The 16,388-nt window shown below is 50.1% G+C and carries 8 protein-coding genes, 5 pseudogenes and 3 riboswitches; of the genes and pseudogenes, 8 read left to right on the plus strand and 5 right to left on the minus strand.

Annotated elements, in window-relative coordinates:
* Positions 1-90: 90 nt before the first annotated feature.
* Positions 91-2,157, minus strand: a complete 2,067-nt coding sequence (locus PVOR_RS17660) for a catalase (protein WP_006210784.1) — start codon at positions 2,155-2,157, stop codon at positions 91-93.
* 433 nt (positions 2,158-2,590) lie between these two features.
* Positions 2,591-4,047: pseudogene (locus PVOR_RS17665) on the minus strand (aminotransferase-like domain-containing protein).
* A 100-nt stretch (positions 4,048-4,147) separates the two neighbouring features.
* On the opposite strand from PVOR_RS17665, the gene PVOR_RS17670 reads away from it, so the two are divergent.
* Positions 4,148-5,065, plus strand: coding sequence for a DMT family transporter (locus PVOR_RS17670; protein ID WP_006210785.1), 918 nt, complete (start codon positions 4,148-4,150; stop codon positions 5,063-5,065).
* A gap of 102 nt (positions 5,066-5,167) precedes the next feature.
* On the opposite strand, the gene gcvH is transcribed toward PVOR_RS17670, so the two are convergent.
* Positions 5,168-5,557, minus strand: a complete 390-nt coding sequence (gcvH, locus tag PVOR_RS17675) for a glycine cleavage system protein GcvH (RefSeq protein ID WP_006210786.1) — start codon at positions 5,555-5,557, stop codon at positions 5,168-5,170.
* 176 nt (positions 5,558-5,733) lie between these two features.
* Positions 5,734-5,855, minus strand: a riboswitch (glycine riboswitch).
* A gap of 188 nt (positions 5,856-6,043) precedes the next feature.
* Positions 6,044-6,145: riboswitch (glycine riboswitch) on the plus strand.
* A gap of 3 nt (positions 6,146-6,148) precedes the next feature.
* A riboswitch (glycine riboswitch) is annotated at positions 6,149-6,254 on the plus strand.
* A 112-nt stretch (positions 6,255-6,366) separates the two neighbouring features.
* On the opposite strand from gcvH, the pseudogene gcvT reads away from it, so the two are divergent.
* The 3 pseudogenes from gcvT to gcvPB all read left to right on the plus strand — a co-directional run bounded on the left by gcvT (position 6,367) and on the right by gcvPB (position 10,284).
* Positions 6,367-7,481 (plus strand): annotated as a pseudogene (gene gcvT / locus PVOR_RS17680) (glycine cleavage system aminomethyltransferase GcvT).
* Positions 7,478-8,828 (plus strand): annotated as a pseudogene (gene gcvPA, locus PVOR_RS17685) (aminomethyl-transferring glycine dehydrogenase subunit GcvPA). Before gcvT ends, gcvPA begins: the two co-directional pseudogenes overlap by 4 nt.
* Positions 8,825-10,284 (plus strand): annotated as a pseudogene (gene gcvPB, locus PVOR_RS17690) (aminomethyl-transferring glycine dehydrogenase subunit GcvPB). Before gcvPA ends, gcvPB begins: the two co-directional pseudogenes overlap by 4 nt.
* Before the next feature lie 105 nt (positions 10,285-10,389).
* Here the strand turns inward: gcvPB and PVOR_RS17695 are convergent.
* Positions 10,390-12,048: a YcdB/YcdC domain-containing protein gene (locus tag PVOR_RS17695; protein WP_040680733.1), complete on the minus strand. Its 1,659-nt coding sequence runs from the start codon at positions 12,046-12,048 to the stop codon at positions 10,390-10,392.
* A gap of 115 nt (positions 12,049-12,163) precedes the next feature.
* Between PVOR_RS17695 and PVOR_RS17700 the strand changes: the two genes are divergently transcribed.
* Positions 12,164-12,949, plus strand: a complete 786-nt coding sequence (locus tag PVOR_RS17700) for an arylamine N-acetyltransferase family protein (RefSeq protein WP_006210795.1) — start codon at positions 12,164-12,166, stop codon at positions 12,947-12,949.
* Between the two features lie 42 nt (positions 12,950-12,991).
* Here the strand turns inward: PVOR_RS17700 and PVOR_RS17705 are convergent, their stop codons facing one another.
* A complete protein-coding gene (locus PVOR_RS17705; RefSeq protein ID WP_006210796.1) occupies positions 12,992-13,471 on the minus strand; it encodes a nucleoside deaminase in 480 nt (159 codons plus the stop codon).
* A 227-nt stretch (positions 13,472-13,698) separates the two neighbouring features.
* On the opposite strand from PVOR_RS17705, the gene PVOR_RS17710 reads away from it, so the two are divergent.
* The 3 genes and pseudogenes from PVOR_RS17710 (at position 13,699) to PVOR_RS17720 (ending at position 16,368) form a co-directional block, all read left to right on the plus strand.
* Positions 13,699-14,040, plus strand: coding sequence for a hypothetical protein (locus PVOR_RS17710; protein ID WP_006210797.1), 342 nt, complete (start codon positions 13,699-13,701; stop codon positions 14,038-14,040).
* Positions 14,041-14,108: 68 nt separating this feature from the next.
* Positions 14,109-15,816: pseudogene (locus PVOR_RS17715) on the plus strand (ABC transporter ATP-binding protein).
* Between the two features lie 204 nt (positions 15,817-16,020).
* Positions 16,021-16,368, plus strand: coding sequence for a hypothetical protein (locus PVOR_RS17720; protein WP_006210800.1), 348 nt, complete (start codon positions 16,021-16,023; stop codon positions 16,366-16,368).
* Positions 16,369-16,388: the final 20 nt, after the last annotated feature.

Genomic DNA, 16,388 nt, shown 5'->3' on the forward strand with positions numbered 1-16,388 from the left:
ATGTTCATCATGATATAATCCCCTTCACTCCATAAATGATTAAAGGGAATTATACCTTAATCCATTCCTGTATTCAAGCAATACCCAAAGTTAAATAGCGCGCGTCCAATGACGATGCGCAGCGATTGCCTCCATGAAGGCTTGTCCGAACGGTTTAAGCTCCTCATTCTCCTGAGCAATCACGATACCTTCTCCATTTGCGGATGGCAGCAGATTAGCCCCTTCCGCAATAGCGCCGATTGGCTTGAAATGCTGGTAGGCTTCCTTGATAAAATCGAGAGTCTTCGGCTCAGTCAGGAGCTCCGACACGCTTAAGGCGCCCCCTGCGACAAGCACCGCGTCAAACAAGACCGAATCAGCCCCGAGGAGGGAATGCTGAACCTCCAGCTCCCCGCTGGTTTTACCCTTAATGGTCCCCAGCTTCGGACTAACCACTTCGGCGATGATGCCCGCTTGCTGCAGCTGGGATAACACAAACGGCAACTCGTCCGTGAATCCGTTACCTGCAAGCACAGCCACCTTACGCGTTAAGGGCAGCTTTACCGTATTCATCATGCTCAGCGCAGGCGAAGACTCACTGGAAGCCGAACCGCTGGTTTGGGGAGGAATCGTTCCGATGCCTTCCGAAATGCGGGTTGCGAGATCACTGTCGACATGAGCAAACAGATCAACGACCTGCTGGCGGATTTCCTTCCGCTGCACCTTGCCAAGCTCGAATTGGAAAGCGGATACGATATGCATTTTCTCCACATCCGACATACTGTTCCAGAACATCGCCGCCTGGCTGAAGTGATCCTTGAAGCTATCGCTGCGGGCCTGGACCTTGCGTCCCTCAACCTTCTCCGTATAGTGCTCGTAGCCGCCTTTCTCAGGCGGAACCGGCTTCGGCGTATTGCCGGCGATGCCGTTCTTGTGATAGCTGACCGGTCCCTTATTAATGGTCATGCGGTGCATACCATCCCGCTGGTTGTTGTGAACCGGCGCAACGGAACGGTTGATCGGAATTTCATGAAAATTCGGTCCGCCCAGCCGGGATAGCTGCGTATCGGTATAAGAGAACAGACGACCTTGCAGCAGTGGATCATTCGTGAAATCAATACCGGGAACGACATGTCCGGGATGGAATGCGATTTGTTCCGTTTCGGCAAAGAAATTATCCGTATTGCGATTCAGTGTCATTTTGCCGATGATTTTTACCGGAATGATCTCTTCAGGCCATACCTTCGTCGGATCGAGGATATCAAAGTTAAAATCGAACTCGGCCTCCTCCGGAATCATTTGCACGCCAAACTCATATTCCGGATAATTCCCGGACTCGATGGCATCCCACAGATCACGGCGATTAAAGTCGGGGTCCTTCCCTGCCAGCTTCTGCGTTTCGTCCCATAAGAGGGAATGTGTGCCGAGTACCGGTTTCCAGTGGAATTTCACGAAATGCGCTTTTCCCTCCTCATTCAAGAAACGGAAGGTATGCACGCCAAAGCCCTCCATCATCCGAAAGCTTCGCGGGAGCGAGCGGTCGGACATTGCCCACATAATCATGTGCGCACTTTCTGTGTTGTGAACAACGAAATCCCAGAAGGTATCATGAGCGGACTGGGCCTGCGGAATCTCGTTATGAGGCTCCGGCTTTACCGCATGAATGAAATCGGGAAACTTCATCGCATCCTGAATAAAGAATACCGGCATGTTGTTGCCCACCAGATCATAATTTCCTTCTTCCGTGTAAAATTTGGTCGCAAAACCGCGTACATCCCTGACCGTGTCAGCTGAGCCTCTGGAACCTGCAACTGTGGAGAAACGGACGAATACCGGTGTGACCACGGAAGGATCCTGAAGGAACTTGGCTTTTGTATAGTCTTTCATCGATTCATATACCTGAAAATAACCATGTGCCCCGAAACCGCGGGCATGCACGATCCGCTCCGGAATTCGTTCATGGTCAAAATGCGTCATTTTTTCCCTGAAGTGAAAGTCCTCCATCAATGTCGGACCGCGTTCACCAACTTTAAGCGAATGTTCATCCTCAGAGACGTTCAGTCCCTGATTGGTTGTCAAGTTCTTGCCGTCATTGTCTACCGTGAATTGCTCCAGCTGTTGGTCCTTGCTTGTCTTGTTCTGGTTGTTAACATTCGGATTGGAATTTGAATTGTCCATTTGTCGGAACCTCCTGGTATGTAGTAGATGAGCATCTGACGAGTGCAGCGATTGGCAACAGATCCGCTCGTGAACCCGAGATTTAATTACCCTGCAAAATGGAATGCGAATCCAGTTTCATCATTCCTTCATAAAATGCTCATGGAATGAACGCCAGCGGTTCCAGCCCCACCGGTATTAACCAAAAAAGCAGCCCACTCCGAAGAGCTGGACTGCTTATAACCTGAACCGCATGCCTTCCGGCATGAGTAGTTCATACCTCCGATGCTGGCGGTCCATCTCCTTTTTTATATGCGATTTGCACATAACACGAGATTGGAGCATGTTTTGTGACACCATACAGAAGAAAAAATGATCTCAATCCACTCAGTCCGGCTCAGCCGACTCTGCTGCCCTGTCACTTGATGGCAGATGCATTGATTCTGTGTATCTCTTATACCTTCACACGATCCGCTATCTGAATCAGACGCCTGATACCTTCTTCCAGCTGGATCTCACTGATATACGAATAACTGAGCCTGATCCACGAATCCATCCTATCCAGAGGATCACAAATACGCCCGGGAACAAAGGCTATCGACTCAGCAAGACATTGCCGCAATAACTCATCCACGTTGACGTTGTTCGGGAGCTCTATCCACAGATTCAACCCTCCTCCCGGGCTGGTCCATCGCCAATCCGTAGCCTCCAGTAGCTTCTCCATTCTGGCTTTACGAAGCTCCAGCGCAATTCGAAGCTTAGCCACATGCTCCTGAAGCCTGCTGGAGAAGAAATAATGCTGGAATATCTTCTGGGTCAGTAGCGGCGTTCCATTGTCCGAAAGGGCCTTGATCGGAATAATGGCATTCATCAGCTCCGGACGGGCAGCCAGCACCGATATTCGCAAGCCGGGAGCCACACTATTTGCTGAAGCTTCGAATGTGAATGACATACCCTTCGGTATCGTAATAAAAAAAGGGCAGCGGCGGCGGATCTCCGAAATAGATGTTCGTGATATACCTCATCCTCCACCAAAATGCATTGATACCGTTCCGCCAATTCAACCAGCGCCTTGCGCTGTCTGACGGGAACCGTATATCCCGTGGGATTCTGAAATGTAGGGTTCATATAGAACAGCTTCGGCTGCTCTGTACGCATAAGAAATTCGATCTGTTCGAGATCATATCCTTGCGGCGCAATCTCGACGGGAAGCAGCTTCACATTCTGCTGCACAAACAAATCAATCGCCGGACTGTATGTCGGCCGTTCAATCAATACGCGATCTCCGTCTTTCACCAAGGAACGTGAAATCAAGTCAATTGCCTGTTGAGAGCCCGTTGTGATCAGCAGTTCTTCCGGATGTACCGTTATGCCTTGTTTCTCCATAAAATACCGGGCCAATTCCGCTCGCAGCTCTATATCTCCGGACACCGAGGAATAAGTGCTCAGCACCTTCGGATACATATCAAACACTTGTTTGACATGATTGGACAGGTAGGCATTGGGCAGCAAACCAGGATCAATCAGGGCTTCGGACATTTGGTAATCCACTTGCTGCCTGTGAATGTCAGATAACCGGCTGCGATGGACATACAGCGATCTGGCCTGATAATCCCATGATCGGCTGTCCCGATGCGATGCTGGCGATGCATCGGCGGCTGCCGATTCCGATGCCGATACGAAATATCCCGATTTGTATTTTACATGAACAATCCCATCTTCCAGCAGCTGCTGATAAGCCTTCAGCACCGTCAATCGATGAACGTTCATTCTCCCGGCCATCACTCGCACGGAGGGCAGCTTGTCCAGTTCCTTCCACTCACCTTGGGTTATGCCATCCACGATAGCGTCATAGACAGATTGCTGCAGCTTCCGTTTTTCATGTTTAGCTCCCACCGTTGTGATTTCCATAGATGTTTCCCCCAATCTGTACCATTGGCGCATCTGTTCTATCTTCTAGCGATCTGGTCTACTAACTACCCATTATAGTATAGAAAAAGGAGGATGCTGCATGATTATTTTCAACTACTTGCTAATGTGCGCTATTTTCAGCACAACGTTTCTCGCCATCAAGGTTGGCGTTGAAGCCGGACTGCCGCCCTTTTTCTCGGCAGGGATTCGATTCCTTCTGGCGGGCGCACTCATCTTCCTGTGGATGATATCACAGCGTAAAGTGAAGTTGAACCTGCTCCTGCGCAAGGAGTTCATTCTGATTGGAATGACCAGCACGTTTATGACATTTGCAACACTGTACTGGGCTGAGCAGCATATAACTTCAGGAATCGCTGCCATTCTGTCGGCAACAGGTCCAATGATGATTCTGATAGTTCAATCGGTTGTGATGAGGAAAAAAGCCCGGCGCAGCGATTATTGGGGATGCGCCGTCGGTTTTGCGGGGGTCTGCGTGCTCATCATGCCAAATCTGGTGCTGGGGAGCAATATGATTTGGATTCTGAGCTGTATCGTCATTCTAATCGGGGAGATCGGATATAGCGTGGGCTCCCTGGCTACCCGCAAACTGTCATTTGACATGCCCGATATCTCGCCGATCACGATCAATGCGGTCCAGATGATGTATGGCGGAGCTGCGTTATTGCTTCTGTCGGTATTCAGTGAACAAGTTCGGTTGCATGATATTCTGACCCTGCCTGCTATAGGCTCTGTATTGTATTTGATGATCATCGGCTCGATGCTGGGCCATAGCCTGTATGCCTGGCTGCTGAAAGCAACGAATGCGTTTTTCCCTTCCACCTGGCTGTTTGTTTCTCCGATTATAGCACTGGGACTGGGCGTGCTCCTGTATGCTGAAGGCATTTCACTCTATTCAATCCTTGGCAGTCTGTTGATTATTGGCGGGATCGTCGTCATCAATCTTCCCGAACTTCGAGCACGCATGAGCGCAAGACGCTTGGCGTCGAACACGCTTTAGAAATAGCACTTGGAGAAAAAAATTAAAACAGCTGCACCTCGTAACCTTCGTTACGAACGCGCAGCTGTTTATGTTTTAATATCCCAGATTATGGTTCAATTGTTAGTCCACTTTCGCACGATAAGATTCAGCAGTCAGCAGCTTCCCGAGAGCTTCCTCCAGCTCACCCTCCACCTCAACCTCAATAATCCATCCGCCATCGTACGGCTCTCCGTTTACAAGCTCCGGCTGGTCTTCCAGTGAATTATTCACTTTGGTAATGGTTCCGGATACAGGGGAATACAGCTCTGATACGGTTTTTACCGATTCAATTGTACCAATGCTATCGCCTGCGGAAACCGCAGCACCTGCCTCAGGCAGCTCAACGAATACGATATCGCCCAGCTGGCATTGCGCATGATCGGAAATGCCGACGCGCACCACGTTTCCTTCTACCTTCAATGCCCATTCATGATCGTCGCTGTACACCAAATTCTCTCTGATTTCACTCATTTACGGATACTCCTCTTTTCTTAAAGAAATGAAATTAAGGTGAATAAATGGAAAAAAAGAACACAAAAAAGGCATTCGCCTTCTCTCTGTCCTCGGTACCTGAGAGTTTGTGATCGACCACGTGTCGCCTTGGTCTTATCTTTCCCCTTGGGTGGCTTGCGCACTCTCCAGAGCTGCGTCAGATGGCGGTACTTTTACCTGAGAGATTACTCGTCAGCCCGGCAGGCACAACGGTTTGCTCCTTCGGTGCCGCCCGGCAGCAATACCCTTTTCGGCGGTCTCTCCCATCCATCGTCATCCGCATATTCGATTGGCTTATTCTCCCACAGAATAAAACAGGGACGAGGCGATGTCAAGATATCTGACAAAAATTTTAGCATTGAAAATATTTAAGTGAAATAAAGGTTGACACTTTATGGAGAAAGACGTTTATAATAATCACAAGAACATAGGAAGATCATTACAACTCAATATATTTTCACGCGGATGATGGTAGCGGGAGAGATTACCAACAGGATTGACAGGTAACGCCGAAGGAGTAAGCCGTAACACGGTGAATCTCTCAGGCAAAAGGACCTTTACCGGACGCACCTCTGGAGAGAATTCTAAATGCAGAATCACCCACGGGGAAACTCACACACGCTTTACACAATACTAACATGACATGTGGGGTAACTCTCAGGTACAAAGGACAGAGCAGAAGGATGATTTAATGAGCGGGCTTTTTTTCGAGCGCCTCTTGTTATCCTTCTGCCTGTCCTTTTTTTGGTGTTCCCCCCTTAATCATGCCAATTAGAAGAGGTGAAGAGATGAGTTCATTACAACGTACACCGCTCTACCCGCTTTATTCCGATTTTCCTTCGGCTCGCTGCATCGACTTCGGCGGCTGGGAGCTTCCCGTGCAATTTTCCGGCATTGTTCAAGAGCATGAAGCTGTGCGCAAGCAGGCTGGGCTGTTCGACGTTTCCCATATGGGCGAATTTATCGTCACAGGAGCAGACGCTGAAGCCTTTATCCAGAAGATGACTACGAATGATGTAACCCGATTATCAGCTGGTCAGGCCCAATACACCCTAATGTGTTACGACAACGGTGGTACGGTTGATGATCTGCTTGTCTATAAACTGTCGGCGGATCAATTCATGCTGGTTGTGAATGCCTCCAACATCGACAAGGATCTCCAGTGGCTTCAGGATCATCTTGCGGGTGATGTCATAATCCGGAATGTATCCGCAGAGACAGCGCTGATTGCAATTCAGGGGCCTGACGCTGTAAACATCATGGCGCAGGCTACCTCCGAGACACTAAGCGAGCTCCCTTCCTTCCATTTTATTCAGAACGCTCAAGTATTCGGCACGACAGCGCTGCTGTCCCGGACCGGTTACACCGGGGAAGATGGCTTCGAAATCTACTGCTCCGCTGCAGATGCACCTGCCATTTGGAGTGGTCTGTTAGCCGCTGGACAATCTCATGGACTCATTCCAACTGGACTCGGTGCCCGTGTATACGACTTCGCTTCGAGGCGAAATTGCCATTGTACGGGCAGGAACTTTCAAGCACGATTTCTCCGCTTGAAGCCAGCCTGGGTTTCTTCGTGAAGCTGGACAGCGGTGATTTCATCGGTCGGGAAGCGCTTCAGCAGCAGAAAAATGCGGGTGTACCGCGTAAACTTGTCGGCATAGAACTCATCGACCGCGGCATTCCTCGCTCCCATTATCCTGTATTCAACAGTGAAGGCGAACCCATCGGCGAAGTGACAAGCGGTACTCAGTCCCCAACGCTCAAGAGAAATCTAGGCCTGGCCCTGATCGAAACCGCCTATACAAGCCTGGATTCCGAGGTATGGGTGGAAATCCGCGGTAAGAAGTTAAAAGCCAAAGTGGTTAAGACACCATTCTACAAAAGAGGAGCTGCCTTATCATGAAGCATCGTTACTTGCCTATGACCGATCAAGATCAGGCCGACATGCTTGCCGCAGTCGGTGCGGAGACGATCGAGGATCTGTTTGCCGATATCCCGAAAGCTGTCCGTTACAACGGAGTCATCCCTATGTCGAAACGACTGGGTGAGCCGGAACTTCTGAAGCATATGTCGCAGCCTGTCGGATCGCAACGCCGATTTTGATCGCTATACAAGCTTTCTGGGCGCCGGTTTATATGACCACCATATTCCCGTTGTGCTCAATCATGTCATCTCCCGCTCCGAATTCTATACCGCTTATACGCCTTACCAGCCGGAGATCAGTCAGGGCGAGCTTCAAGCAATCTTTGAATTTCAATCCTATATCTGCGAATTGACCGGCATGAAGGTCGCGAATGCCAGCATGTATGACGGATCTACGGCACTTGCCGAAGCTGCAGCGCTTGCCAGCGGGGCGACTAAACGCAAGAAAATCGTCATTTCCCGCGCTGTTCATCCAGAAGCACGGGAAATCGTTCTCACGTCGGCTCATGGCCTCGACCTGGAAGTCGTTGAAGTCGGCATTGTGAATGGGGTTACCGACCAGAAAGCTCTCGCTGCCGCGATTACAGAAGATACAGCGGCCGTACTTCTGCAATCGCCGAATTTCTTCGGCTGCATTGAAGATGTGAGGTCGATCGAACCGTTGGTGCATGAGAAAAAATCGCTCCTTGTGCTAAGCGTTAATCCGCTCTCCCTTGGTTTGCTGGAATCTCCAGGCGTCCTTGGGGCCGACATTGTGGTCGGCGATGCTCAGCCGCTTGGTATTCCTGCATCTCTTGGTGGACCCACCTGCGGTTTCTTTGCGGTATCCGAGCCGCTGATGCGCCGGATTCCCGGTCGTATTGTGGGTCAAACCGTTGACCAGGACGGCAAACGGGGATTCGTGCTAACCCTGCAAGCGCGCGAACAGCATATCCGCCGCGAGAAGGCAACGTCCAACATCTGCTCGAACCAGGCCCTGCTCGCTTTGTGTGCGTCCGTTTATATGTCCACCCTGGGCAAAGCGGGCATGCAGGAGGCAGCTCTTCTCAATGTGCGCAAATCCCATTATGCTGCTGAGCGTGCATCCCATGGGTCCCTCTCCCTTCCATTCAGCTCTCCCTTCTTTAACGAATTCGTAGTGAAGCTGCCAGAAGGGACTAACATCAAGGAGCTCAACTCGAAGCTGCTGGGTGCAGGTTATATCGGCGGATATGATCTCGGTGTCTCCTATCCCGAGCTTCAAGGATGCATGCTGATTGCCGTAACCGAGCGGCGAACGAAGGAAGAAATCGACCAATTCATTGGCGAACTGGAGGCGATCATATGAAACCGGAAAAAGCATTGATATTCGAACTCAGCAAGCCGGGGCGTGTCGCCTATTCCCTTCCTGAGTGTGACGTTCCGGAAGTGGACGCTGCATCCCTCATCCCAGAAGATCTGCTTCGCAGCAATCCGGCTGAGCTGCCGGAAGTATACGAAGTAGATGTGATACGGCACTACACCGAGCTGTCGAGACGAAACTTCGGTATCGATAACGGCTTCTACCCGCTCGGTTCATGCACCATGAAATATAATCCGAAGATTAATGAGGATGTTGCCCGCTTTGCCGGGTTTGCCAAGATTCATCCGTACCAGCCTGAAGAAAGCATTCAGGGGGCTCTGGAGATGCTCTATACCCTTCAGAACGATCTGGCGGCACTTACCGGCATGGATCAGGTAACACTGCAGCCTGCTGCGGGTGCCCACGGTGAATGGACGGGTCTTATGCTTATCCGTGCTTACCATGAGAGCCGCGGCGAGAAGCGCACCAAGGTGATTGTTCCCGACTCCTCGACACGGTACGAATCCAGCCAGTGCGACAGTAGCCGGTTACGACACCATCACGATCAAATCCAACGAGCGCGGTATGGTGGATCTGGATGCTCTGCGCGCAGTTGTTGGTGACGACACGGCCGCCCTGATGCTGACGAATCCAAGCACACTGGGTCTGTTCGAGGAGCAGATCGTGGAAATTGCGGAAATCGTGCACGAGGCAGGCGGTCTCCTCTATTATGACGGAGCCAATTCCAATGCGATTATGGGTATTACCCGACCAGGCGACATGGGTTTTGACGTAGTCCATCTCAATCTGCATAAAACAATGAGTACCCCGCACGGCGGCGGCGGTCCGGGTGTCTGGTCCTGTCGGTGTGAAGAGTTTGTTGATTCCGTTCCTGCCAAAACCGATTGTATCCAAACGCGAGGACGGCAGCTTCTATTGGGATTACGACAGGCCCCAGTCGATTGGCCGCGTAAAGGCATTCTATGGCAACTTCGGTATCCTGGTTCGTGCCTACACGTATATTCGCACCTACGGTCCAGACGGGCTCCGCCGCGTCTCTGAACTCGCCGTACTGAACGCCAACTATATGATGCATCGTCTGGCTCCATACTACGAGGTCGCTTACCCGGGGCTGTGCAAGCACGAATTCGTCCTGTCCGGCAGAAAGCTGAAAGAATACGGTGTACGTACTCTTGATGTTGCCAAGCGGCTGCTCGACTTTGGTTATCATCCGCCAACCATCTACTTCCCGCTGAACGTAGAAGAATGCATCATGATTGAGCCGACCGAGACAGAAAGCAAGGAAACACTTGACGGCTTCATCGACACGATGATCCAGATCGCCAAGGAAGCTGAAACCACGCCGGAGGTTGTCATCAACGCACCTTATACAACCGTGGTGAAGCGTCTTGACGAGACAACCGCTGCACGCAAACCGGTTCTGAACTGCACTTGCGGTTAATATAGAGTTTGAGCTGTTATACAAGAAAGGGTGTCCCTCGCCAGTTTCTGGCGATTGGGGCACCCTTCTTTTGTGATACGGCATAATATGAACATTTATAATACACTACATCTTCATCCACAAAGGCTCTCCGTTCACGGCATCGATAAATTCCAGTACATGCTCTTCCGTTGTTCCTTCCAGCTCTGCTCTCCTCTTGTAGACGGGATCATAGATTAATTTGTAGCATGATGTGTTGTCGTCACCGTCAATGAACCACCTAAGCGATACTTCGAGATGGTCCGCATAACGGGCAAGCGCCTCCTCGGGCGAAACCATGGACTCAAACCGGCAGGCCTCCAGCTCTAGAATTCTCTCCTTCGACACAGTGCGGTAGATAAGGACTTCACCTGTAATGGTACTTACGCTGATATGAACACGCTCGGTCCTGACCCTGTATTGATCAACAAATAACGGTAGATGGAAGTTCTCCCGCTTGCGCGGTTCAGCTGCGCCTTGTTCTTCCTCAAGCTCTTGATCCGCTACCGACTCCTCTTCATCCCACTCCACTTCCAATTGCAAGTATGCCGCATATTCAGGGAAGAACCGCTGCAAGAATCGTTCTGCGACCCTCCAGCATTGCTCACGCGTTAACACCGCTTCACCCTCAGGGCTCCTTTGCTTATAATGCAGCCTTTCCAGATGGCCCGTCGATTTATCAATATGTACCATATAAGCTGCATCAAAGTTTCGAAGTGCATCTCCCCATCGTCTTTCCATGTATCCGTCAACGGATAACGGGTCCGTTGTGGGACAACTCTCCTGATCCGCGCCAGCTTCATTGTTCGCGAGGTTTTTTTCAAAATAGTACAGAATTAGGTTCTCCTCGTCTCCTCTGGGCCGATCCAGAACGTACCTTGCGGTATCTATCCCAAGCTGTGCCTCCCAGAAGCGAATCAGGCTTGTGTATCCATCCAAGGACATATTCTCCGTTTCGGGGTTTGAATGAGCCATCGCCTCAAGCAATGCTTCTTCAGTCTCTTTGGACGGCTGCTGTATTTCATCATGAGCAGGGGGAATGGGAACCGTAGGCGGCAGCAGATCGTGCTGCAGAGCAAACAAGGGCTCACCCGTCACGGCATCGATCTTGCGACGTCCTTGAGCCGGTTCATAGACCAGACGATGCTGCTCCTCATTCCCTTCCAGTTCGTAAACTGACGGATATAATGTCGTAATGATTAACCCCATATGTATTTCCTGAATGATCCGCTCCTTCGCTGCCTCAGGGGTGACGATTTCAGAAGGCCAACCGGGAAGTTCCACCCCCGTGTATTCGTCCGCCTGATATCGGACCACATTTAAATTTTGATCAAGTCTGACTTCACATCCGGTATTAGGCAGAGGCAATCCTCCTACTTCGGCCCTGATTTCGACATCATAGCGGTTTCTCTTAAACTCAGCGTGAAGGGAGGTCAACACTTTATGATCCGGATGAAACTTGCTCATGAACGCTTTCGCGGCCTTCTTCGCCTGTTCAATTGCAACAGCCTCCTCCATCGATTCATGTGACTCCTGTTCGATTTCCAGCCTCATCAGCTGTCCGGTTTTCAAACTTAAAGATACCTCGATTTTATGATCTTTAAGCTGAGGATCCTCCCAAATAAACGTTCTTGCTCTTTCATTAAAACCCTTAGGGGTATTGTCCTCCATAACAAGTCTATAATGCTCAGGTATGAATGTTATTTTTCTAGCTGCCGTCCGAAGGGCGGTCATATCCATCGGCATAATCTCCACTCCGTTTCCTTCTCTATTAGAAAGTTCTGATTTATGATATAAAGTATATAATTATATTTCGCTACGTTCTACCAAGCTGACCAAATACGAAAGTTGCGGTGATGAAATGAATAACAAGGTCAATACCCTGGACATAAACCAGTATCTGGATCGTATTGGATACACCGGCCCAATTGTAAATAGTGCCTATATGCTTGCCAGATTGCAAGAGCAGCATGTGCACACCGTACCCTATGAAAATCTCGATATCCTGGACCGAATTCCCCTTTCCCTAGATATCCCCCATCTTTACGATAAAATCGTGACGAGGCACCGCGGCGGTTACTGCTTCGAGCTGAATGCCCTGTTTGGCTGGCTGCTGCAGGAGCTGGGTTTTGAGGTCACTCATTACTTCGGCCGCTTCTGGCGGGATGAAACCGATACCCCAGCCAAACGCAGGCATCATATTCTGCAGATAAATATCGGGGAGCAGCGCTTTATTGCCGATGTTGGTGTGGGAGGGGCAGGTCCGCGTCAGCCGCTGGAGCTGGTGGATGGCCTGGAGCAAACCCAGGGCAATGAAACCTACCGTCTCGTACAAACAGAAGCATACGGCTGGATGCTTGAGGAGTGGAAGAAGGAAGCCTGGGATCCCGTATTCTCCTTTACGGAGGAACCGAATCTCCCCCGAGATTTCATTACGACTTCATTCTGGTGCGAGCATGCTCCCGAATCGCCCTTTAACAAAACCGCCCGAGTATCCATCCGTACGGCAGAAGGCAGAAACACTGTTGACAATGACGAATTCAGAATCTACAAGCCTAGCGGCGTCCATTCCTTTAAGCCAGGCAACGAGCAGGAATATGCGAATGCGCTCAATACTTATTTTGGCATCAAAATTGCCAAGTCATAAACAAACCCGGGCTACCCTTACAGGAAACCCGGGTTCTTCATGTTAATATTCAATTTTGCGCTCGGCTGAGCTCCAGGCTTGAAAGGGCAGCAAATAATCATCGGTCTGAATCTGCTTCATGGGAATCGAACGCTGTTCCATGGGTGTTGCAATCTCGTCATATATAAAATGATCATCAAACCCGATCTCGGCTGCCTCTTTTTTGGTGCTTGCATAATAGACGGCGTCCGGTCTTGACCAATAGATAGCTCCCAGGCACATCGGGCAAGGCTCGCAGCTGGTATAAATCGTACAGCCCTTTAACTGAAAATCCTCCATATGCAGGCATGCTTCTCGTATCGCTTGCACTTCGGCATGAGCTGTAGGGTCATTCAGAGCAGTAACCAGATTCCGGCCTCTGCCTATCACTTTCCCCTCTTTAACGACAATCGCTCCAAAAGGTCCACCCTCCACATTCTGAACGTTTTGATGGGCTTCCTCGATGGCTATCTGCATCCAGTATTCATGATTAGGTTCGGTCATTGCGTTAAGCTCCCCTCTATGGTCTCTACTCTCTACGCTCCCGTGGTCACAATCCCTCTACATTCTCCTCGGGGCGATTATGTATAATCATAGCATATCTTCCCTCTGTCTCCTCGAATTTTCCAATATCCTAAATAAATGGATTGACGAAATTGTATACGAACGTATACAATCAAATTATGAGGTATACATACGTATACAATTAATTTTGAAGGAGGTCGTGCTGCATGCGAAAAGAGGATCAGGATATGCCGGGCCAGAACCGGGAGGAATTCCGCCATCGCGATAGCCACCGTCAGGGCGGGCGTCACGGAAGACGTCTTGAGGAACACCACGGCGGCAGAGAAGGCGGTAAGATGGCGCAGACGTTTCGCAGGGGGCGTGCGCTGTCTTTTCTAGACCATTTATATGTGAAACGGGATACCTTGAAGAAGCAGGTAAATGACCCCGACTTTCAAGCAATTAAAGACGTGGTCAGCGGAGAGCTGAAGGCCGTGGATCAGATCATTCACGAGTACATTCAAGCTTTTGAGTTGTATGATACGAAGCAGCCCAGTGACAGCCGTTAATGGCTGTTAGACATTGTTTATTCAAACCCATAACCCTGACAGAGGTATAACTTGGAGCGTGATGATACTTGATCAGAAAGTTTTTTTCGTACTATCGTCCTTATAAGGGATTGTTCATTCTTGATTTTACGTGCGCGGTCATCGCCGGACTCCTTGAGCTTGCTTTTCCGCTGGCCGTTAGCAAATTTATTGATGATCTGCTGCCAAGCCAGGATTGGCCGTTGATCCTTATCGCCTGTATCGTCCTGCTGTCCATCTATGCGCTGAACACCGCGCTGCAATATATTGTGACCTACTGGGGACATATGCTGGGCATTAATATTGAAACGGATATGCGGGAGAACATGTTCTCTCATATTCAGAAGTTATCCTTCCGTTTCTTTGACAACAACAAAACCGGCCACCTCATGGGCCGCATCACGAATGATCTGAACGATGTCGGAGAAGTAGCTCACCATGGGGCCGGAGGATGTGTTTATTGCCATCATGACATTGCTCGGATCGTTCTCCCTAATGGCTTACATTAATCTGGAGCTTGCACTGCTAACCTTCATCATCGTGCCATTCATGGCATGGCTGATCATCAAATTCGGCGGGAGGATGACAACAACGTATAGACAATTGTTCGGGAATGTAGGGAATTTCAATGCCCGCATCGAAGACAACGTTGGCGGTATCCGTGTCGTTCAGTCGTTTGCTAATGAAGAACATGAGAAGAAGCTGTTTGCCGAGGAGAATAAGCAGTTCCGTGCCACCAAGCTGCTGGCTTACAAAACCATGGCAAAGAGCATGTCGGTCAGCTATATGCTAATGAGATTAATCACGGTGTTTGTTATGATCTGCGGTGCCTGGTTCTTTATCCAGGGCAAGCTTGAAATGGGTGAGTTCATGGCATTCCTGCTGCTCTCCAACATCTTCTTCCGCCCGATCGAGAAGATCAATGCGGTTATCGAGAGTTATCCCAAAGGCATTGCCGGCTTTAAACGTTACCTGGAGATTATGGAAACCGATCCGGAAATCGCGGATGCCCCTGATGCCGTTTCCCTCTCCTCCGTCCGGGGAGATATCCGCTTTGAAGGGGTAACCTTTGGATATGAGTCGTCAAGAACCATTTTGAATAACATTCACCTGTCGATTCGTGCCGGGGAAACCGTCGCGTTTGTCGGTCCTTCCGGTGCGGGCAAAACGACGATCTGCAGTCTGCTCCCCCGCTTCTATGAGGTGGAGCAAGGCAGCATTACGGTTGATGGAATCGATATCCGGGATGTCCAATTGCGAAGCCTGCGCAAGCATATCGGCATCGTGCAGCAGGATGTCTTCCTGTTCTCCGGCACGATCCGGGACAATATCGCGTATGGCGATTTACATGCAACCGATCATCAAATCTGGGAAGCCGCTCGGCGCGCATCGCTGGATGACCTGATACGCAGCCTGCCAGACGGCATGGAGACCATCATCGGGGAACGCGGAGTCAAGCTGTCCGGCGGTCAGAAGCAGCGATTATCCATTGCGAGAATGTTCCTTAAGAACCCGCCGATTCTGATCCTGGACGAAGCCACGTCCGCACTGGATACAGAGACGGAGGCCCAAATCCAGAAGTCGCTTGCAGAACTGTCGGTGGGCAGAACAACGCTGGTTATCGCTCACCGCCTGACCACGATTCAGAGTGCGGACCGGATTATCGTCGTGAATTCCGATGGCATTGCCGAACAGGGCACACATCAGGAATTGATTCATTCCGGCGGCGTGTACAGCCGGCTTCATCAAGTTCATTAAGCATATGAAAGAAGGATGGTTCCCGGTTGTAAGGGAGCCATCCTTTTTATGTTGCCAAGCACACTCTTCGCTTGCACCGAAGGCCTTACAAAATTTCAGCAGGACTGCACAACAGCATTCGTTCAAATTGTCCATGGATAAAAAAGTTGTTGCGAGGAAACATTAATGGCGTACCGCAATGACTATGGTTATAGGAGGCGCTTTATGTTCTACATCTACAGTATCGGCTTGCTCTTCGGCGGTCTGTCGATCATCAATCTCGTATTTTCATACCAAACCAAGCATATCCAGCATCTGTTCTGGCCTACGCTGCAGTTTCAGTTGTTCATGCTCCCCTTGTTCCTCATTGCCAATATGTGCATAGGATACGGGATCCGCTATGGATACAAAGCTACCGATCAATTAGGCTACACCCTCATCTTCTCTAAATGCTTGGAAATCCTGATTTCATTAGGAGTGGCTTACTTGTTCCTGAAGGAAGTTCCGACTTGGAAGAACTGGGTCGGCATCGGAGTCATTGCGGTTGGCATCTTCCTTGTTAAACAGAAATGAACACACCATGCACCGGTTTC

This window comes from Paenibacillus vortex V453 (assembly GCF_000193415.1).
Taxonomy (GTDB): Bacteria; Bacillota; Bacilli; order Paenibacillales; family Paenibacillaceae; genus Paenibacillus_AQ; species Paenibacillus_AQ glucanolyticus.